Raw genomic sequence first — 19431 nt, 5'->3', positions numbered from 1 at the left:
TCGCGGATGCGGCGCTTGACCGGCGGCGGCGGGACGTCACCGTTCGGCGCGGGTGGCAGGGCCGGTGGCGACGGCACGTAGAGGGGTCGGGGAAGACGCCGCTCGGGGGCGGAATGTGACATTCAGGCGAAGCGTTCGACCGTGACCGGGATCAGCCCTTGCTCACGGACGGCCTGCCGATGGTGGTGGAGCAGCGCGCCGAGCATGGCCATTGGCCCGGCGCCGAGCCGTACGGTGACGTCCACGCACCAGGCGATGCCGGCCCCGATGCGGCGCAGCTCCCACGTGAAGCCGTGGCCGTCGGCGTTGCCCGACGCCTTGCCGACCACGCGCGGGTCGCCGGTCGGCTCCAGGCGCAGCGCGGCCTGCGCGCCGGCCAGCCCGTCCGCGCCCAGCTCGCCGGCGAACAGGATGCGGTAGCGCCGGGCCTTGGCCGGCGCGGTGCCCAGGTGGAGCGGCGCGGACGCGGGAAGGGGCTGGCGGCGCAGGAAGTGGCCGCGCAGCCGGTCCTCCTCCGGCAGTTCGCCTCCGCCGAGGTAGGCGTAGGCGTCATGGGCGTCCTGCCGGCTCACCGGCGTCACCCTCCGGCGCAGGGCTCCGTCGGAGCGGATGGCGCGGCTCACCTCCGGGGCCGGCAACCATTCACCCGTCTCCGATCCCCATTCGGCGCTGTCGATGCCGGCCGCGGTGAAGTCCTCGCAGAGCACGAACTCCTCCACCAGGACCCCTGCCGGTGAGTGGTCATATGCCGAGGTCGAGATCAGGTAGTAGTCCATTCCCCGCATGATCCCCGGCCCCTGAAGGCCGGATCAAGCTCACGCGCCGGTGCGCCGGCTCTCCGGCGGGCCGAGGTAGCTGGGCAGCACGGCCGGGGTGGCGACGGCGGTCGCCGCGCCACCACCACGACGGTCAACAGCAACCTGGCGAGCCTGGTCATGTCACGGTCTCCGATGAGGGTCCGAGGTGTCGAAAAATTTCGGAGTTGGCAGGACATTTTCGGGAGCAAAGCGGATGTTAACCGCGCTCACACCTGGGGTCAATGCCTCCGTCAGGCCACCCGCAATGCCGGGCCGTACAAGGAAAAAGGACGCGAATCCCTCATCCGGAAAGCGGTATCCCGCGAACCAGAGACGCACGACGGTTGTCGAACGCACATGGGGTGTTTTCCGGCAGATCACCGGAAAACCGCGTAGAGGGGATGCGCCGGGGGCGGTGCGCAAGGGGGATCAATGAACATCGGTGCGAGGTCGCGCCGGCCTGTCCGGGCTGGGGCGAAGCGAGGGAAATCACGAATGATCGCCACGGCCGTCCTGGCCGCGGCGGCCTGCGCGGCCGGCCTGCTGACGGCCGGCACGGGAACGGTCCAAGCGGCGGCGCGACCCGGCGTGCCCGCGCCCGAGACGGCGTGGACCGGCGTGCCCGCACCCGAGACGGCGCCACCCGGCGTTCCCGTGCCCGAGACGTCGTGGACGGAGCTGTCCGGCCTGTCCGAGACGTGGTCCAAGGCGTCGAAGGCGTTGCTCGAGCCCATGGTCGCCGCCGCCGAGGGCGCCCGCGGGCGCCCGGTCGACTGCCGCCGCGCCAAGTGCGTGGCGCTCACCTTCGACGACGGCCCCGGCCGGTACACGGACGCGCTGCTGCGGCAGCTCGCGGCCTACCGCGCCCAGGCCACGTTCTTCGTCGTGGGCCAGAACGTCGCCGCGTACCCCGGCATCCTGCGCCGGACCGTCGCGGCCGGGCACGAGATCGGCAACCACACGTGGTCGCACGCGGACCTGACCAGGCTGTCGGCCGCCGGGGTACGCGCCCAGCTGGCCCGCGCCGACCAGATGATCAAGGCCGTGACGGGCATGGTGCCGAGGCTCGTCAGGCCGCCGTACGGGGCGATGAACGCCGCCGTGCGCAGGCAGACCTCACGGCCCATGGTGATGTGGAGCGTGGACACCCTGGACTGGCTCCACCGTGACAGCGCCAGGGTCACCAGGAAGGCGGTCAAATCGGTACGTCCCGGCAGCGTCATCCTCTTCCACGACATCCACCCGACGACGGTGCGGGCCATGCCGCAGGTGCTGAAGGCGCTGTCCAAGCGCGGCTACAAGTTCGTCACAGTCAGCCGGCTGTTCGGCGGCAACCCGCCGCGTCTGGTCTACAGCGGCGCCGGCCCCGGCGTGCTCTGAACCAGGGGACGGTCATCCGGAGGCGGTCCGCACCAGGAGCAGCGCGTCCTGCCCGGACGCCGCGCCCCAGACCTCGCCCGGGCGGCCGTGGATCTGGCGCACCCCCGCGGCCTCGCCGTTCGCGGGGGTGAAGCGCTCGGTGGCGGGGTCGAAGCTGATCAGGCGGTCGCTGCCGAAGTCGCTGATCCAGACGATGTCGGCGGAGTCGACGTAGACGGCGTACGGCTGCGGGGCGTCGCCGGGGACCCGCCACTCCTTCCACCCGCCGGTGGCGGGGTCGAAGCGCCCCAGGCGGCCGCCGTTCCACTCGCTGACCCAGATGCGGCCGTCGCTGTCGGCCCACACGCGGCGCGCGCCCTGATCGGGGGTCGGGGGCTCGAGGACCGTGGCGCGGCCGGTGTCCCGCGTGATCCTGGCGACGTGGCTGCCCGCCAGCGAGGCGTAGTAGACGTCGCCGTTCGGGGCGGCCGTGATCCCGTACGGGCCGGGGCCGCGCGGCGCGTCGTACACGTCCATCTTGCCGGTGTCCGGGACGAGGCGCCCGTAGACGCCACGCTGGCCGGTGAACCAGAGCACGCCGCCCGCGTCGAACGCCGCCGTGTTGAGATCGGCGTCCGCGCGATCATCGGGGAGCTGGTAGCGGCGCACCTGGCGGGTGCCCGCGTCCACCCGGACGATCGCGTTGAGCCCGCTGTCGGTCACCCAGGCGTGCCCGTCCGGGCCGGTGATCACGCCGTGCGGCCGGGAGCCGTCGCCCAGCGGGACCTGCGTGACCTTGCCGGTCTTGGGGTCGAGGTGGCCGAGGTAACCCGCGCTCTGCGCGGTGAACCAGACGCCCCCGTCGACGGCCGGGGCGACGTCGTGCGGCCCGGCGCCGCGCGGCACCTCGAACCGCTGTACGGCCGGGCCGGCGGACGCGCCGGCCGATGGCGGGGTGGGAGCGGTGCAGGCGGCGAGCGCCAGCACCGCCGCCAGCACGGCCGCCACAAGCGCGCTGCGGGAGCGGGTCGCCGTCAGTAGGGCTGCCAAGCGGGTCACGGCTACTCCTTCAATGATCGCCAGTCGTCCACGCCGATCGTGGCCACCGGCTCCTCGCCGCCGGGAGCGAAGACGAACATGTCGCCCTCGGCCGAGGACAGGCTCGTGGCGCGGGCCAGGTTGAAGCCGTGCGAGACCAGCACGGTGTTGAGGCCTGGGGCGGGTCGGCGGGCCAGCAGCCGGCGCAGGCCCGCGGCCAGCTCGTCGTCGTCGGCGCCGGGGTAGATCTCGTTGATGAGCTCGCGGGTCGCCCGCGCCCTGCCGAACGCCAGCTCGGCGGTCTCGCGGGTGCGGCGGTAGGGGCTGGCCAGGACCTCGCCGATCGGGATGCGCAGACGCCTGACGGCCGCGCCGATCTCCCGCGCCTGCGCCCTGCCCTCGTCGGAGAGGTTGCGCTGGGTGGCGGGATCGGCGAGGTCCGGGGTGGGGGCGTCCTGGGTGGGCTCGGTGGCCGTGTGGCGCACGTAGAGGATGTACCCGCCGCGGCGCAGGCGCTCGACCAGCCCGGCGCCCGCCGCGGGCGAGGTCGCCGTCGCGGCGGGCGACGGGGCGGCGGGCGACGGGGCGGCGGGCGAGGAGATGGGGGCGCCGCCGCACGCGGACAACAGGAGGCAGGCGCAGGCGAGCACCGCCAGACTGGACCTCACACCTGGGACGCTACGCCCACCGACCGCAAAGTGGCGTAAAACTCCCTTCAGACCTCCAGGCGCACCCCGTAGGACGTGAGCCAGACATTCAAGCTCAGCATGGTCTCCAAGGCCATGCGCGTCATCGTGGTGGACTTCTCCACGGGGCTCCGCAACATCCGCTCGACGGCCTGCGTGTCCAGCAGCGGCACGATGGGGGCGTCTCCGTCGCGGACCAGCCCCCCGAGCGCGTCGCGGAGCGCCTGCTCGTAGCCGACGTCCTGGGTCGCCGGGTAAGGGCTCTTGACCCGCCGCAGCACGGACTCCGGCAGCAGGTCGGCGACGGCCGCCCGGAGCAGGCTCTTCTCCCTGCCGTCGAAGGTCTTCATGGCCCACGAGGTGTTGAAGACGTACTCGACCAGCCGGTGGTCGCAGAAGGGCACGCGGACCTCCAGCCCGACGGCCATGCTCATGCGGTCCTTGCGGTCCAGCAGTTCCGGCAGGAACCGCGTCAGGTGCAGGTAGCAGATCTCCCGCATGCGCCGCTCGCGGTCGTCCTGCCCCGGCAGGTACGGCACCTCCGCCAGCGCCGACCGGTAGCTGTCGGCCGTGAACCCCGGTATGTCGAGCTTGGCCAGCAGGTCCGGGTGGAGCAGCTCGTACGGGGTGTGCTCGCGCAGAAACAGGGCGAGCCACGGGAAGGTGCCCGAGTCGACGGTCAGCGGGTTGTGGAACCAGCTGTACCCGCCGAAGATCTCGTCGGCCGACTCCCCCGACAGCGCCACCGTGGAGCGCTCGCGAATGGCACGGAACAGCATGTACAGGGAGGAGTTCATGTCGCCGAAGAGCTGCGGCCGGTCCCAGCCGCGCAGGACGGTCTCGCGCAGCCGCGGGTCGGTCAGCTCGGCGGTGTCGAGCATGATGTCGGTGTGGTCCGAGCGGACGTGCTCGGCCAGGTCCCGCACGAACGGGCCGTCGGCGTCGACGCGCATCTCGTCCGGCTGGAAGTTCTCGGCGTACCCGGTGAAGTCCACGGCGAACGAGCGGATCTGGCCATGCTGCCTGGCCAGGGCGGTGATGGTGCTGGAGTCGATCCCGCCGGACAGCAGCGTGCACAACGGCACGTCCGAGACGAGCTGGCGGCTCACGATGTCCTCCAGCAGCTCACGGACGGTGCGGATGGTGGTCGGCAGGTCGTCGGTGTGCTCGCGGGCCTCCAGGGCCCAGTACCTGCGCACGCTCACGCCCTCGGGGCGCACGCGCAGGAGGTGGCCGGGGCGCAGCTCGTTCATGCCCTTGAAGACGGCCTGCTCCGGCGTCTTCACCATGGTGAGCGTCTCGCGCAGGCCGTCGGCGTCCACGGCGCGGTCGGCGAGCGGGTTGGCGAGGATGGCCTTCGGCTCGGAGCCGAACAACACGCCGTTCGGCAGCCGGTAGTAGAAGAGCGGCTTGATGCCGAGGCGGTCGCGGACCAGGAGTAACTGCTGCCGCCGGGCGTCCCACAGCGCGAAGGCGTACATGCCGTTCAGCCGGAGGACGACGTCCTCGCCCCATTCGAGGTAACCGCGGAGGACCACCTCGGTGTCGCTCCTGGTGCGGAACGTGTGCCCCTTCGCCTCGAGCTCGGCTCGGAGCTCCTGGAAGTTGTAGACCTCGCCGCTGTAGGTGATCACGGCCAGGCCCTCCGCGCTCATGGGCTGGCGGCCGCCCTCGATGTCGATGACGGCCAGTCTGCGGTGGCCGAGCGCCACGTGCCGGTCCAGCCAGAGTCCCTTGTCGTCGGGCCCCCGGCAGGCCATGGTCTCCGTCATGGCCTCCGCGACGGCGCGGTCGTTGGTGAGGTCACGCTCGAAGTCCACCCATCCTGCGATGCCGCACATGCGAAGCTCCCCACATTCGATTCGTTCTGGGAATGACCCAAGCGATCATGCACCGCCTGACGCCATCTGTCATGGGCCAGGAGCGCACGAATCTGAATTTCCTCCGCATTTTCTGAACTCCTATCGACACGTTCCCGTATCCGTCTGTGTGAGCGGTGATCGCGCATGAAACCCGATCAGAAAGGACGCGGCGGCACCGGCAGCAGGGACGGCGCGCAGGCCGGCACGGCCGGCCTGCGCGGCCTGCGGGCCGCGGTGTTCGCCGTCGTCTGCGTGTACGCCGCTCTCGGAATGCACGTGCTGGCCGGCGGCCCCGGCGTGTGCCTGGAGGTCCTCGCGGCGGCGACCGCGGCGACCGGCGCGGGAGCGTTCGTCCTGGCCCGCCGGCGCCGCTCCCTGGGAACGCTGGTCGTCACCTCCTTTACCGCCCAGTACGGCATGCACCACCTGTTCAGCTCCTGCGGGACGGCCTTGCCCGCCCACCACGGCGAAGACGGGCTCCCGTCGGGGATCGGCATGCTGGCGGCCCACGTGGTCGTCGCGACGGCGTGCGCGTGGTGGCTGGCGCGGGGCGAGACGACACTGGTCGCGTTCCTGCTGTTGGTGGCCGGCTCGCTGCGGGGCCTGTGGCGGCTGACCGCCCGGCCCATCGTCCCGGTGGCGCCCCGCCCCGGCCCGGTCATGGCCGCCGCGACCGGAATTCGCGCGCCCCAGGTGCTGACCTGGGCGATGTGCCGCAGGGGACCGCCCGTTCCGTGAGGTGAGATGACATGGCAGCCCACGCGACCGCGAGTCCGCGTCCGTGCGGCCGTCACCTCGTCGTAACGCCGTAGTTCGCCGACCGGCGAGCCCGCGCGGCCCACTCCCCTGTGGCTCTCATCCCACGGCGGCGAGCCCGTGCGGGACCGCCCTCGTGGCGAGCGCCTGCGGACCGCCCCGCGACTCCGCGGTTCACGTGACCGCAGAAGCCGGTACGGCGCTTCGTCGCGGCCGGCTGCCCCGGCCGCGAACGCCCCCTGCTCTTAGCGTGCGCCCCTTCGGCGTGCGTGCCTCCGGAACGGAGCCCCCATGACCTCTGTCGAGACGCGGCCCACGACCGCGTTGCCGCCGGCCCCAGCCGCCTCCTCCGCCCAGCGTTATCGCGCCGTGTGGCGCTGGCACTTCTACGCGGGCCTGTTCGTGGCCCCCGTCCTGCTCGTCCTCGCCGTCACGGGCTCGATCTACCTGTTCAAGGAGCCGTTCGAGGAGTGGCGCTACCAGGACGTCCGCGCCCTCGCCGAGCCGGTCACCGCGGCGCGGCCGCTGTCGGAGCAGATCGCCGCCGCCCAGAGCGCCCGCCCGGGATCGACCGTCATGTCCGTCATCCCGCCCACCGCTCCCGACCGCACCACGCGCGTCATCCTGCAGGGCGCCGACGCGGGCCCGTGGGCGCAGGGCATCTCGGTGTACGTCGACCCCGGCACGGGCAAGGTCGTCGGCCAGATCGACGACGGCGCCACGTTCATGCGGGTCGTCCGCACCATCCACGGCGAGCTGATGTCCGGCACGGTCGGCGACCGGGTCGTGGAGATCGCCGCGTGCTGGGCGCTGATCCTCGTCGCGACCGGCACGTATCTGTGGTGGAGCGGCCGCCGAACCCGTAAGAAGGCCACACGCTCGCCCCGCGGCCGGCTGCGCCGCCTGCACATTCTGGTCGGTGTCTGGTCCGGCGTGGCGGTCGTCTTCCTCGTGATCTCGGGACTGCCCTGGTCGGGCGTGTGGGGCGACGGGCTGCAGAGAATCCAGGAGCGCACCGGCTCCACCACCCCGAGCGCCGGCGACTTCCCGAACACCTCCACCCCTCCCTTGTCTGGCGACCTGTCCGCCAACCCCGACGCCAAGGTGCCGTGGGCGGCCGAGCGGCTGCCCGTGCCGGAGTCCGGCGAGCACGCCGGCCACGGGAGCGGGGGCGGCGTGCTGCAGCCCGGCGCCGTGCCGGTCGAGACCGCGCTGGCCGCCGCCCGGCCCGCGATCGCGTCGTGTGCCGAGTGCGAGGTCAAGGTCCTTCTCCCGGACGGCCCGACCGGGGTGTACACGGTCGTGGCGGACCCGCGCCGCGACCCGTCCGAGGCGCGTACGCTCCACGTCGACCAGTACAGCGGCAAGGTGCTGGTGTCGTACGGGTGGGCCGAGTACGGCACCATGGCCAAGCTCGTCGAGCAGGGCGTCGCGCTGCACGAGGGCCGCAGATACGGTACCGCCAACCTGGTCGTGATGCTCGGCGCCTGCCTGGCGCTGATCACGCTCGTGGTCACGGGCGTGTGGATGTGGTGGAAGCGCCGCCCGCGCGGCCGGGCCGGCGCGCCCGCCCGGCCGACCGACCGGCGGACGGCGTACGGGGTGATCGCGATCATGGCGGTGCTGGGGCTGCTGTTCCCGCTGGCCGGGGCCACGATGGTGGCGGTGCTGCTGCTGGACTGGCTGGTGCTGCGGCGGATCCCGGCGGTCGCGCGGTTCGTCGGCTGACCGTCAGCGGGCACGCGGCGGGGCGGCTCAGCTCCCCGCCGCGCCCGGCTCAGCTCCCCGCCGGGTACGGCGGGCCGAGGCTCCAGACGCGGGCCGTCTGGTCCCGGCTGCCGCTGACGGCGATCGGCCGGCCGTCGAGCAGGCCGGTCGCCACCGACCACACGCAGTCGGCGTGCCCGGTGAACGGCCTGCCGAGCTGCTTCCTGGTGCTCAGGTCCCAGACCCGCACCGTCGCGTCCTCGCTGCCCGTCACGGCCACGGGGGTGCCGTCCAGGTTGCTGATCGCCACCGACCAGACCACCCGGGTGTGCCCGGTGAGCGGCGCGCCGAAGGCCTTCCTGGTGGTCAGGTCCCACACCCGTACGGTCATGTCCTCGCCGCCTGTGAGCGCGACCGGCGTGCCGCCCAGGTTGCCGATCGTCACCGACCGCACCCATCCGGAGTGGCCGGTCATCGGCGTGCCGAGCTGCTTCCTGGAGTCCAGGTCCCACATTCGTACGGTCGCGTCGTCGCCGGTGGTGACGGCGATCGGCGTGCCGCCGACCTGGCCGACGGCCACCGCCCACACCGGGCCCTTGTGCCCGGTGAGCGGCGCGCCGAACTGCTTGCCCGTCCGCAGGTCCCACACACGGGCGGTGCCGTCGGCGGAGGCGGTGACGGCGACGTGCGTGCCGCCGATCCGGCCGGTGGCCACCGACTTGACGTCGCCGCCGTGCCCTTCCAGGGTGCGGGACCGGCCGGTGGCGAGCTCCCAGACCCTGGCCGTGTCGTCGTCGCCGGCGGTGACGGCGATCGGCGCGCCGTCGAGCTGGTCGAGCGCGACTCCCCTGACCCATTCCGTGTGCCCGGTGAGCGGCTGCCCGACCGGCTGGGACGTCCGCAGGTTCCAGACGCGGGCGGTCTCGTCGTCCGAACCGGTCAGCATGACGGGCCGGCCGTCGAGCGTGCCGACGGCCACCGCCCGCACGTCGTTGGTGTGGCCGGTCAGCGGCTCGCCGATCCCGCCGCCGAACGGGATCCCCTGCGCGGTCGTGCTCACGGGGCCGGGATCGAGCATGGGGACGATGCGCGGCTCGGGCCACATCGCCACGGCCACCGCCACGGCGGCGACGGCCGCCGCGACCGCTATCAACGCGCTCCGGGGCACCCGCCGCGACGCCGATCGCCCACTCGAAGGCACGGACACGGACGCGGCCTCAGTCCCGAGCCCGGCCACGGGACCTGTCCCCATCTCGGTGAGCTCGGCCGTCGGGACGGTGTCGCCGCCGGTCAGCGCCCGGACCAGGTCGTCGGCCGCGGGCCTGCGCCCGGGGTTCTTGTCCAGGCAGGCCGTCACGAGCGGCAGCAACGACTCAGGCACGCCGGTCAGATCCGGCTCGTCGTACAGGAGCGCGTGGATCACGGCCGCCACCGACGCGCCCGCGAACGGCCGGCGCCCCGTGGCCGCGAACACCATCGTCGCGCCCCAGCTGAACACGTCCGCGCTCGGTCCGACCTGGTCGGCGCTGACCTGCTCGGGCGCCATGTAGCCGGGCGTCCCGAACGCCCCGGACTGCGTGGCCACGTGGTCGAGAGCACGCGAGATGCCGAAGTCGATCACCACCGGCCCCTCCGGGCCGAGGATGACGTTGCCCGGCTTGAGGTCGCGGTGCACCACCTCGGCGCGGTGGATCGCGGCCAGCGCGGTCGCGGTCGCGACGGCCAGCCGCTCCAGCCCGCCCCCGGTCCGCGGCCCCTCCAGCTGGACGACCTGATCGAGGGACTGGCCGCGGACGTACTCGCTCACGATGTAGGGCCGGTCCTCGTGCATCCCCATGTCGAGCACCCGGGCGGTGCAGAACGGCGCCACCCGCCGCGCGAGGTCCACCTGCCTGAAGAACCGCCGCCGCTCCTCGGCGTCCTCCGACATCCGGGCGTGCAGCACCTTGATCGCGACCTCGTCACCCGACGGGCTCACACCGCGATACACCGCGCCCTGCCCGCCCTCGCCGAGAAAACCGGTGAGCCGGTAGCCGGAGATATGCCCGAGGTCTTCTCCGGGCTGTGGACGCGACAATGCGCACCTTCTTCGTGGTCAGCAGTAGCCCTCAGCACTGGATACTACGATCGGAAAGGAATCCCTGGATGACACAGAAAGGCGATATGAATGGCCACATCTGGGCTTTCCTCGTGAACGTCACGACAAAGACATCCACCATTACCCGATAATTCACTTTCCGCTGGACACACCGCTCCTCAGACCACGTCCCGGGTGGCCGCGCGTCCGGCGACCGATAACCACAGGCGAACCCCACGTCTCCACGGATACGATCTCCTGCGCAAATGTCCCCGTGACCTGAGGAGCTACCGTGACCACCGGTGTCCGACTCATCCGCAGCCCCGGGCTCGCGCCCGTGGAATACGCCTACGCGGCCGTCGCCGACGTGCCCGTACGGGCCGTCTGGGCGGCGGGTGCCTGTCCGCTGGACGCCGACGGCGCGACCGTCGCCGTGGGCGACGTCGCCGGCCAGACCGATCAGGTGATGCGCAACCTCGTCACGGCGCTCGCCGACGCCGGAGCCTCGCTGACCGACGTCGTCAAGACCACTGTGTACGTCGCCTCCGCCGACCAGGCCGACCTGGTCGCGGCGTGGAAGGTGTACCGCGAGCACATGGGCGCCCACGACGTGCCGAGCACGCTGCTCGGCGTCGCCGTCCTCGGCTACCCTGACCAGCTCGTCGAGGTGGAGGCGGTCGCTGTGATCACTGAGCGGAAGTAGGCCTCGCACCACCGCAGGAGGGGCCTCGGCGCGACGGAGATCCCGGCCGCCGCAAGCCCAACACGCAGACCGCCACAGCCGCCGCGAGCCCAGCGCGGGCCCGCGGCGGCCGTGCGGCCTCAGGACAGCAGTGCCGCCACCGCCCGCGCGGGCTCGGCGTGCTCGGCCAGCAGCGCGCGCACCTCGCGATGATCGTCCCCGGCCGCGGCGGGTGTGCGCCACTCGCCCTCGCAGCCGAGCAGTGCCGCCACCGCGTCGCAGGTCGCCGGGTGCCCCATGAGGAGCTCGGCCACCGGCCCCGACGCCACCGGCGCCGCAGCCGCCTTCGGCGGAGCGGGGCGGCCGGACCAGGGTGGCGTCCAGGCGTCCACGGCGGCCAGGCCGCCCGGGAAGGTCCGCCCGGCCTCGCGGACGAGCACCGGCATGAGCTCGCCCGCCTGGTCCCGCAGCATCGTGATCAGCCGGGGCAACCACGGCAGCAGCACGTTGTCCGGCAGCCGCCCGAACGCCTTGGAGATCACCTCCACCACGAACCCCGACAACGACGGAACGGGCTCCATGGCCTGCACGAAGCCCATGATGTACTGCGGGAACGACGGCACCACCAGCGGATTGGCCAGCAGCTCGTCGCACCGCGACCGCAGCTCGGCGAGCGGGAGCAGCCCGAGCTGGGTACGTGAGGCCCACAGCAGCGCCACCTTGGCCGGCGCCTCGGGATGCGACTGCTGCACGGCCAGCTCCAGCTGGGCCCGGTCGCAGCCGAGCGCCAGGGCCAGGCTCTCCATCGAGAACAGGAACCCCAGCATGGCCGCCACCTGCCGCACGCCGATGTCGTCGTCCACGAACGCCGTCGGCAGCAACGTGCAGTAATGCGCGTAGCCGGCGGTCGCGAACTCCTCGCACCAGGCGGGCAGCTCCGGCTCACTCGCCCGGTAGTACGCCATCAGCCGCCGGATCCTGCGCAACACCTCGGGCGCGTCGTCCACGCTCCGCTCGGTCGAGAGCAGCTCCACGGCCCGCGCGCCGAGCTCATCGGCGAAGCGCTTGCTCCCCAGGTAGAGGATGGCGTCCTCGACCGCCGCGAGCGCCACCGCCGCTGTGGCCTTGGGATCCCAGACCTGGCGGCGCAGCCGCTGCTCCAGCACCTGCTCGACCGTGACGCCTTCGTAGCCGAGCTCGATGACGGCCCGCTGGTGTTTGCCGAACGCCAGGTCCCAGCTTTCCTGGATCGAGCGTTCCCCGAGCCGGCGCTCGCCCATGATGGGCCGCACCGCGTCGTGCGGCAGGAGGTAGCGCAGCATCCACAGCAGGTCCGAGCAGGGCACCAGCTCGGGGTCGCTGCTGAGGTCCAGCAGGGCCCGCTGGATCGTGCGTTTCTCCAGGTCAAGGCCGAGCGGGGCGAGCCGGTCGTAGACGTTCCTGGCCAGGGGCGGCAGGGCGTCGTAGCCGACCTCGCCGACGCGGTCGCCGCCGAGCAGGATCTCGCACAGCCGGCGCACGTCCCGGCGGCCCGGCACGACGTCCTTCTCGATGCAGGTGACGGCCGCGTCCTGGAAGTCGTACGGGGTGGGCCTGGCCCGGTTGCGCATGCCGGCCAGCAGGATCGACGTCTCGAACACGGCGATGGCGTCGGCGGTGCTGGCCAGGTAGCCGTTGCGGCGGGCCAGCCGGACGATGTCGACGCTCCAGCCGAGCAGCTCGGCCTCGTCCAGCGGGTCGAGGGCGGGCGGCCGCGACAGGAACCCGGTCAGCCTGTCGGCGGGTGCGGCGTCGGCCTTCGGCACGGGCAGCTTGGCAGAGCGCTTGCGTGTGCCCTTCTGCCCGGCCAGCTGGAACGGGGTCAGGCCGTTGCGGGTCACCGCCTTGGCCCAGGTCGCCGCCGCGATCGACACCGACCCCGAGGCGAGGCCGAACTGCGCCTCGATGGCCGAGTGGCTGGACGGGATGAGACCGTACAGCCACTTGGTGCCCGTGCGCGGGGTGATCTCGTAGGCGGCGGTGGACCGCAGGCCGAACTGCTCGACGTGGCTGGCGGCGTGGAAGGCGCCGCAGACGTAGAGGCAGTCGGCCGGGTCGGCGCCGGAGGCGGCCAGGTGCTCGCGCATCCTGGTCCACATGTAGCGCTCGCGGTCCTCGTCCAAGGTGAGCCGGTCGTCGCCGTCGGGACGGAGGCGGCGGAACAGGCTGCCGATCAGCACCATGACCTGGCGGTAGGTGTCGTAGTCGGCGCCGGAGAGCGGCTGTTCGACGTACTGGTCCCACCACTCCGACCAGTGCCGCACCTTGCCGTGGTGCAGCAGGTGCTCCTCCAGCTCGGCGAAGCGCGGGCGCAGGTCGCCGATCTCGACGCCGACCGCGTCGCCGTGCAGGCCCGCTTCCTCCTCCTTGTGGGTCTTCTGGGGCTCCTCTTGCGGCATCCACTGGAAGACGTGGTCGGTCGAGCGGTCCACCAGCACCAGCTCCACGCCCGGCGTGTCGAGCGCATAGGAGATGGCCTGGTATTCCGCCGACGCCTCGGTGATCGGCGCCACCACGCTGAGCGGCGACCACGACTTCGGGAAGCCGTCGAGGTCGGTCGCGAAGGCCTGCACCGCCACCGGCAGCCGGCAGTTGCGCAGCTCGGTCAGCAGCGGCTGCAGGTCCTCGCACAGCTCCAGGTAGATGACCTTCGGCTGCTTCTCGCGCAGCCGGCGCACCATGGCGAGGGCCGAGGACGGCGAGTGGTGGCAGACCGGGAAGATCTCCAGCTCCTCACGCAGCGCCCGGTCCACGTCGTCCACCAGCCCCGCCAGGATGCCGGACACGGTGTCCCCGCCGAACTCCCGGGCAGCCTGCGTGAGCTGCTCCTTCAGCGGGTCGAACGTGCTCATGAGAGGGTCGAGATGGCCTCGCGGCCGCCCTTGAGGAACTCCGGCCACTCCCCGCCGTCCTTCTTGCTGCGGGGCTCGACGACGCCGTGCCAGTATTTGTTGAGTATCGCCAGGTCCTCGGGGCTGCGCCGGGCCAGCGACCCGACCAGCGAGCCCGCGAGGGTCTGGGCGCGCAGCGTGCGGTCGCCGAAGAAGTGACTGTGCAGGATCGCGTCCTCCAGCACGCCGATCTGCTCGGCCGTGGACAGCGCCGACTCCAGCTTCTCGTCGTCGCTGGTGGCCGAGGCGGCGGCGGAGCGCAGGTCGGCGAAGCTCTGCAGCAGGATGTCCAGCAGCGTCGGCGGCAGGTCCAGCTCGATCTGGTGTCGGCGCAGCAGCTCTTCGGTACGGAAGCGGACGATCTCCGCCTCGCTCTTCTTGTTCGTCACCACCGGGATGCGGACGAAGTTGAAGCGGCGCTTCAGCGCCGACGACAGGTCGTTGACGCCCCGGTCACGGCTGTTGGCGGTGGCGATGATCGAGAAACCGGGCTGGGCGAAGACGATGTTGTCGTCGTCGAGCTCGGGGATGGAGACGTACTTCTCCGACAGGATCGAGATCAGCGCGTCCTGCACGTCGCTGGTCGAGCGGGTCAGCTCCTCGAAGCGGCCGATCACGCCCCCCTCCATCGCCGTCATGATCGGCGAGGGGATCATCGAATCGCGGGACTGGCCCTTGGCGATGACCATGGAGACGTTCCACGAGTATTTGATGTGGTCCTCGGTGGTGCCGGCGGTGCCCTGGACCACGAGCGTGGAGTTGCGGCAGATGGCCGCCGACAGCAGCTCGGCCAGCCAGCTCTTGCCCGTGCCGGGGTCGCCGATCAGCAGCAGGCCCCGGTCGGAGGCCAGGGTCACGATGCTGCGCTCGACGAAGCTGCGGTCGCCGAACCACTTCTGCGGGATCTCCCTGTCGAGCCCGTCGGAGCGCTCCGAGCCTAGGACGAAGATCCGGATCATGCGCGGGCTGAGCCGCCACGTGAAGGGCTTGGGGCCCTTGTCGACCGACTCGAGGTAGTCCAGCTCCTCTGCGTACTTCACCTCTGCGGGGGCGCGCAGCATATCGTCACTCATTCGCGGGTCTCCTAGGTGAGGAAGTTCTTGAGCTCGAAGACGAGCTTGCGGATGTGGCCTGAAAGCACCGGGGTGCCCAGATCCTTGAGTTTCTGGCGGTACCACGGGTCGACGCTCTGGTATCCGGAGCTGTTGACCGAGCCGACGGGGATGAACTTCACCCCCGAGCGGTGGATCGCCTCGAAGTCGGTGATCAGCGATCGGTTGTCGTAGAAGTCGGAGATCCACACCATCACGGTGTTGCGCGGATCGGCGATCTTCGGCCTGGCCAGAGCCATCGCGACCGTGCCGTTGGTGCCGCCGCCGAGCGTGGTGCGCAGCAGCACCTCGAACGGGTCGTGCACCCACGGGGTCAGGTCGAGCGCCCGGGTGTCGTACGCGATCAGGTGCACGTCCACCTTGGGCAGGCCCGCGAAGATCGAGGCCAGGATGGTGCAGTTGACCATCGCGTCCACCATCGACCCCGACTGGTCGACGACCACGACCAGCCGTGCCGGGGTGGTGCGGCGGGCGGTGTGCTTGTAGTAGAGCCGGTCGACGTAGAGCCGCTGGTCCTCGGGGCTCCAGTTGGTGAGGTTCTTCCAGATGGTGCGCTCGATGTCGAGGTTGCGGAAGACCCGCTTCGGCGGCACCGACCGGTCGATGACGCCCACGCTGGTCTTCTCGACCTGGGTGCGCAGCACCTCGGCGACCTCGTCGACGAACCTGCGGATCAGCGCCTTGGCGTTGGCCAGCGCGACGCCCGACAGGTTGTGCTTGTCGTGCAGCAGCTGCTCGATGAGCGACATGCTGGGCGTGAGCTGCTTGGCCAGGGCCGGGTCGGCGAGCACCTCGCGCAGGTGCATGCGTTTGACCAGGTCACCCTCGATGTTCGCGAGGACCTGGGCCACCTCTTCGTCGCCCGGGCTGTGACGCAGCCCGCCGGGCTCGCAGCCCATGCCCTTCTCGAACCAGGCCGCGTCCTGCTTCCAGCGCTGCAGCTGGCTCGCGGTGCAGGTGCCGCTGCCGGTGGAGAAGACGTTGAGGAGCAGCTTGGAGACCAGGGCCGCGCGGCGCACCTCGTCGCCTGTCTCGTGCTCCTTGTCCGCCATCAGGTCCTGCAGCTCGGCACCCAGGTCGGGGAAGCGCTGCACCAGGTTGTCGACCGAGACGCCCGGGTCGAGCAGCGCGGGCGGCAGGCCGAGGTCCTCGACGATGGCCACGCTGGCCGTTTCGAGCGCGGGCTGCTCGTCGGGGCCGAACAGCCGTGACAACAGCCGCCAGTAGAGCACCTGACGGCGCGTTTCGTTCTGGATCGTCTCGCTCATTTCCGCAGCAGCCGTCCCGCCCGCTCGCGCAGCACGGCGACCGCGTCGCCGTTCTTGGCCTCGGCCTTCACGACCTTGGGGTCGGTGGGGCCCATGGCCCAGTCGCCGGTGTGCGCGGTGACGGGCTTCTTCTTGACCGTGGCCTGCACCGCGAGCGGCTGCAGCACCCAGCGCCCGCCGTCCCAGCGCATCAGGCCGAGGCACGCGGAGGACGCCGCCACCAGCTCCGCCGTGAGCGGCGTGCAGGCGGGCAGCCGGTCGAGGTCCAGGGCGAGGGCGTTGCCGCCCAGCTCCAACGTCTCGCCGTTGACGGTGTAGCCCTCGACCAGCACGGGCTCGGCGATGCGTACGGGGTGGCGGTCGAGCGGCGGGACCGGTGGCGCCTGCGCCGCGCCGAGCTGGACGCGGGCGGTCGCGAACGGGTCGGCCTCCTCGCCCGCGCGGGCCCGGTCGTCGTGCCAGACCAGGTCGCCGCCGGGCAGCAGCGGCATGTCCGTGATCTCCAGGCCGCGGTGCCCGGCGAGCGCGCCGAGCAGCACCGGGTGGCCGCCCATCAGCTTCCACACGGCCGGGCCGACGATCGTGTCCACCTTGGCCGCGGCGACGCTGGTGCGTACCAGCCTGGCGGACGCGCCGCCGGCCGGTTCCAGGATGCCGTGCACCTGGACACGGACGACCGTGGCGTGCTCGTGCACGTCGGCGCCGAGGATCAGTAGCCGTCCCGACACCTGCTCGGCGACCCCGTGCCAGGGCCCGGACTGGGCCAGCAGCAGGGCGCGCGTCCACAGGTCGGTCCACCGGCGTGCGGGCAGGCGCTCCATCGTGCTCACCGGGCACGAGGCCCGCAGCTCCGCCGCCAGGCCGTCGAGCAGGACCGCCAGGCCGCGCAACCCCGGCACGGCGAGCAGCGCCTCGATCGCCTGATCGGAGGAGGAGACCACGTCGTGGTCCACGCCGCGCCAGCCGACGATGGCCAGCTCGCGCAGCCAGACCCGGCACCCGGCCAGCACGTTGTCCGGGCTGCCGCCCGCGCCGGATGACGGCTCCCAGAGGGCACGCGTGCGGCCGATCGCGGAGTCGAGGCGACCGAGCAGGGCGTCGTGCACCGCGCCTGACAGAGCGGCCCGCGCGCCGGCCAGCGCCGCCAGGTGCTCGTCGCCGATCGATCCCGCGACCACCTTGTCCACGGACTCGCCCACGCGGTCGCCGAGCGGGCTCGCCGCCAGGGCGCCCGCCAGCGCGGCCAGCGCCGCCGCCGGCTCCTCGCCGATGCGCGCGAACCCGTGCGCGAGCGCTTCGTCGAAACCCGCCACCAGACCGAGCGCCTCGTCCACTCCGGCGGGCGCGCCGCCGGTCAGCTCACCGAGCTGTACATCGAGCATCAGCTCATCACCCCGCCCATCGCATGTCCGGACATCAGCGCATCGCCCCCATCGCCGGGAACCAGTGCAGCTCGGCCAGCGGCTCGGTGCTGTCGGGCACCTCCAGGTAGGCCAGGTGGCGCAGGAACCGGCTGAAGACCACGGCCGCCGGCGTGCGCTCGACCGGCCCGTTCAGGCAATTTCCGAGGGCGCCGCCCTCCGGCACCTCGACCCGCAGGTAGCGGGCCACCCGGTCGAGGCCGTACTGCAGGACCGCCTCGTCGGCCAGCATGCGCACGTGCTTGCACGCGTAGCCGTGCAGCGCGCCGCACGGCCGGTTGTTGTTGGTGCTGCAGCTCATCGCGAGGGAGCCGGCGGTGATCGACGAGACGTAGACCCGCTCGATGTCCGATCCGCTCGACACGACGCCCTGCAGCCGGCCGTCGGCCAGCTCGACGAACGGCACTTTCGCCAGCTTGCGCGGCTCGACGGGCGCCACCACCCGCACCACGCTGCGTTGTTCCCACGCGGTTCTGTCCGCGTCCACGACCTCAGAACCTCCCGCCCAGCCGTTCGCAGGCAGGCCGGAGTGCCTACGCCTTCGCGAACGGCTGATCAATGATCCGGGAACTTACCTGAAGCCACTGACAGACCGGGGCCAAACGATCAAACCCTCCGATCGTCCCTGGTGCCGGGGCGTCAGGCCACGTGTTCCTTGATCGCCACACTCGTCAGGGCGAGCAGCAGGTCCAGATCGGGCGCCGCGTCCACCTGAACGGCCACCCACGCCCGGTCCCGGCAGGCCTGCACCTGGTCGCAGTCCAGCAGGTGCGGCTCCAGCCGGTCGATCGCCGAGGCGGTCAGGCGCACCTGGACCTCGTCACCGCCCGTCAGCCGCAGGATCTCGGTGCCGCGCACGGCGAACGCCACGCCGCGCCGGGTGTCGCTGACCGCCAGCACCGGCCACGACCTCAGCTCGGCCACCGCGCGGGCCACATAGAGCCCCCGCCGTTCAGCCGCTCGTCGCCAGCCGGTAATTCTTGCCACACCTTAATGCTGAGGTACGGCGGTCCCTCACGTCACCGGCCGTTCCGCAACCGTTATTAACCTCACCGGTGCACGATCAGCCACGTCGCGACGGCGGTCACGGTCTCGGAGCGGTTGCCGATGATGTGCGGCCGGCTGCACGGGAAGGTGATCGAATCACCCTTGGCCAGGGTGACGATCTCGGATTCGAACTCGATCGTCAGCTCCCCCTCGGTGACCGTGCCGACTTCGTACCCCTCGTGCTTGAGGAACTGCCCGTGGGCGGTGGAGATCGCGTTCGGCGGGTAGGTCGACTCGAAGAACTCCACGTCCGGCGCGGGCACCGGCGACAGCCTGCGGAACGTCACTCCCCCGCTGAGCTCTATCGGCGCCACCTCCCACGCCCGTCTGATGGCGAAGCCCGGCACGGCGGGGTCGTCCGGGCGCGGCTCCTCCGCCGTGTCGAAGACCGCCGCGAGCGGCACCCCGATGGCCGACACGTACGCGATCAACCGGCTCACCGACGGCCGCATGGTGCCGCGTTCGATCTGGGACACGGCGCTGGCGGAGATGCCGAGCTCCCGTGCCACCGCGCGTAACGACTTGCCTGAGCGGGTGCGGAGATCGCGGAGCCGCTGGCCGAGCCGCTCGGTGCTGACCGCTTCCAGATCCGTACGGCTCTCCATGTCCTCCACACCACGTGTCACAAGGGATTAACACGACCGCAATAGACGTCCGCAATGTTAAGGCATAGGTTTACGCCAATCGTT

Annotated in this window: 16 protein-coding genes; 4 read left to right on the top strand and 12 right to left on the bottom strand. The window is 71.7% G+C overall.

The window, feature by feature from the left end; all coding sequences use genetic code 11:
* Nucleotides 1-122 precede the first annotated feature (122 nt).
* Nucleotides 123-776 carry a hypothetical protein gene (locus ACIBX3_RS14435; protein WP_397116849.1) on the bottom strand — a complete coding sequence of 218 codons (654 nt, stop codon included), beginning with the start codon at nt 774-776 and terminating at the stop codon, nt 123-125.
* Nucleotides 777-1292: 516 nt separating this feature from the next.
* On the opposite strand from ACIBX3_RS14435, the gene ACIBX3_RS14430 reads away from it, so the two are divergent.
* On the top strand, nt 1293-2177 hold the full coding sequence (locus tag ACIBX3_RS14430; RefSeq protein WP_397116847.1) for a polysaccharide deacetylase family protein: 885 nt from the start codon (nt 1293-1295) through the stop codon (nt 2175-2177).
* A gap of 12 nt (nt 2178-2189) precedes the next feature.
* On the opposite strand, the gene ACIBX3_RS14425 is transcribed toward ACIBX3_RS14430, so the two are convergent.
* Genes ACIBX3_RS14425 through asnB form a run of 3 tightly spaced genes read right to left on the bottom strand, consistent with a single transcriptional unit; the run spans nt 2190 to nt 5721 of the window.
* A complete protein-coding gene (locus ACIBX3_RS14425) occupies nt 2190-3215 on the bottom strand; it encodes a hypothetical protein (RefSeq protein ID WP_397116845.1) in 1026 nt (341 codons plus the stop codon).
* Nucleotides 3216-3217: 2 nt separating this feature from the next.
* Nucleotides 3218-3862 (bottom strand): histidine phosphatase family protein, encoded by a 645-nt coding sequence (locus ACIBX3_RS14420; protein WP_397116843.1) that lies wholly within the window; start codon nt 3860-3862, stop codon nt 3218-3220.
* 47 nt (nt 3863-3909) lie between these two features.
* Nucleotides 3910-5721, bottom strand: a complete 1812-nt coding sequence (asnB, locus tag ACIBX3_RS14415; protein WP_397116841.1) for an asparagine synthase (glutamine-hydrolyzing) — start codon at nt 5719-5721, stop codon at nt 3910-3912.
* 165 nt (nt 5722-5886) lie between these two features.
* On the opposite strand from asnB, the gene ACIBX3_RS14410 reads away from it, so the two are divergent.
* Nucleotides 5887-6480, top strand: coding sequence for a hypothetical protein (locus ACIBX3_RS14410; protein ID WP_397116839.1), 594 nt, complete (start codon nt 5887-5889; stop codon nt 6478-6480).
* Between the two features lie 309 nt (nt 6481-6789).
* Nucleotides 6790-8226, top strand: a complete 1437-nt coding sequence (locus tag ACIBX3_RS14405) for a PepSY-associated TM helix domain-containing protein (protein ID WP_397116837.1) — start codon at nt 6790-6792, stop codon at nt 8224-8226.
* 49 nt (nt 8227-8275) lie between these two features.
* Here the strand turns inward: ACIBX3_RS14405 and ACIBX3_RS14400 are convergent, their stop codons facing one another.
* Complete coding sequence (locus ACIBX3_RS14400) at nt 8276-10282, bottom strand: WD40 repeat domain-containing serine/threonine protein kinase (protein ID WP_397116835.1); 2007 nt, start codon at nt 10280-10282, stop codon at nt 8276-8278.
* Nucleotides 10283-10574: 292 nt separating this feature from the next.
* Here ACIBX3_RS14400 and ACIBX3_RS14395 point away from each other — a divergent pair, with 292 nt between their 5' ends.
* On the top strand, nt 10575-10985 hold the full coding sequence (locus ACIBX3_RS14395; RefSeq protein WP_397116833.1) for a RidA family protein: 411 nt from the start codon (nt 10575-10577) through the stop codon (nt 10983-10985).
* A gap of 119 nt (nt 10986-11104) precedes the next feature.
* Here ACIBX3_RS14395 and ACIBX3_RS14390 read toward each other — a convergent pair whose 3' ends face one another.
* The 7 genes from ACIBX3_RS14390 to ACIBX3_RS14360 all read right to left on the bottom strand — a co-directional run bounded on the left by ACIBX3_RS14390 (nt 11105) and on the right by ACIBX3_RS14360 (nt 19347).
* Nucleotides 11105-13855: a DUF5682 family protein gene (locus tag ACIBX3_RS14390; RefSeq protein WP_397116831.1), complete on the bottom strand. Its 2751-nt coding sequence runs from the start codon at nt 13853-13855 to the stop codon at nt 11105-11107.
* The gene (locus ACIBX3_RS14385; RefSeq protein ID WP_397116829.1) at nt 13852-14967 is read right to left on the bottom strand and encodes an AAA family ATPase; all 1116 of its coding nucleotides are present in this window, start codon (nt 14965-14967) and stop codon (nt 13852-13854) included. Before ACIBX3_RS14385 ends, ACIBX3_RS14390 begins: the two co-directional genes overlap by 4 nt.
* A gap of 11 nt (nt 14968-14978) precedes the next feature.
* On the bottom strand, nt 14979-16274 hold the full coding sequence (locus tag ACIBX3_RS14380) for a VWA domain-containing protein (protein WP_397116827.1): 1296 nt from the start codon (nt 16272-16274) through the stop codon (nt 14979-14981).
* Entirely contained in the window at nt 16271-17656 is a 1386-nt protein-coding gene (locus ACIBX3_RS14375; RefSeq protein ID WP_397116825.1) for a hypothetical protein, read from the bottom strand. Before ACIBX3_RS14375 ends, ACIBX3_RS14380 begins: the two co-directional genes overlap by 4 nt.
* Before the next feature lie 34 nt (nt 17657-17690).
* Nucleotides 17691-18182: a hypothetical protein gene (locus tag ACIBX3_RS14370; protein WP_397116823.1), complete on the bottom strand. Its 492-nt coding sequence runs from the start codon at nt 18180-18182 to the stop codon at nt 17691-17693.
* 152 nt (nt 18183-18334) lie between these two features.
* Nucleotides 18335-18682 (bottom strand): luciferase family protein, encoded by a 348-nt coding sequence (locus tag ACIBX3_RS14365; RefSeq protein ID WP_397116821.1) that lies wholly within the window; start codon nt 18680-18682, stop codon nt 18335-18337.
* A gap of 62 nt (nt 18683-18744) precedes the next feature.
* Nucleotides 18745-19347, bottom strand: a complete 603-nt coding sequence (locus ACIBX3_RS14360) for a helix-turn-helix domain-containing protein (RefSeq protein WP_397116819.1) — start codon at nt 19345-19347, stop codon at nt 18745-18747.
* Nucleotides 19348-19431: the final 84 nt, after the last annotated feature.

It is taken from the genome of Nonomuraea sp. NPDC049480, from assembly GCF_044465905.1.
Lineage (GTDB): Bacteria > Actinomycetota > Actinomycetes > Streptosporangiales > Streptosporangiaceae > Nonomuraea.
The sequence above is the reverse complement of the archived record's forward strand: the minus strand, read 5'-3'. Positions and strand labels throughout refer to the sequence as shown.

Excerpts from the sequence above, each read along its gene's own strand:
- ACIBX3_RS14435 (WP_397116849.1), bottom strand. The coding sequence starts at position 776 with ATGGACTACTACCTGATCTCGACCTCGGCATATGACCACTCACCGGCA.
- ACIBX3_RS14430 (WP_397116847.1), top strand. The coding sequence starts at position 1,293 with ATGATCGCCACGGCCGTCCTGGCCGCGGCGGCCTGCGCGGCCGGCCTG.
- asnB (WP_397116841.1), bottom strand. The coding sequence starts at position 5,721 with ATGTGCGGCATCGCAGGATGGGTGGACTTCGAGCGTGACCTCACCAAC.
- ACIBX3_RS14410 (WP_397116839.1), top strand. The coding sequence starts at position 5,887 with ATGAAACCCGATCAGAAAGGACGCGGCGGCACCGGCAGCAGGGACGGC.
- ACIBX3_RS14405 (WP_397116837.1), top strand. The coding sequence starts at position 6,790 with ATGACCTCTGTCGAGACGCGGCCCACGACCGCGTTGCCGCCGGCCCCA.
- ACIBX3_RS14390 (WP_397116831.1), bottom strand. The coding sequence starts at position 13,855 with ATGAGCACGTTCGACCCGCTGAAGGAGCAGCTCACGCAGGCTGCCCGG.
- ACIBX3_RS14385 (WP_397116829.1), bottom strand. The coding sequence starts at position 14,967 with ATGAGTGACGATATGCTGCGCGCCCCCGCAGAGGTGAAGTACGCAGAG.
- ACIBX3_RS14380 (WP_397116827.1), bottom strand. The coding sequence starts at position 16,274 with ATGAGCGAGACGATCCAGAACGAAACGCGCCGTCAGGTGCTCTACTGG.
- ACIBX3_RS14375 (WP_397116825.1), bottom strand. The coding sequence starts at position 17,656 with ATGCTCGATGTACAGCTCGGTGAGCTGACCGGCGGCGCGCCCGCCGGA.
- ACIBX3_RS14360 (WP_397116819.1), bottom strand. The coding sequence starts at position 19,347 with ATGGAGAGCCGTACGGATCTGGAAGCGGTCAGCACCGAGCGGCTCGGC.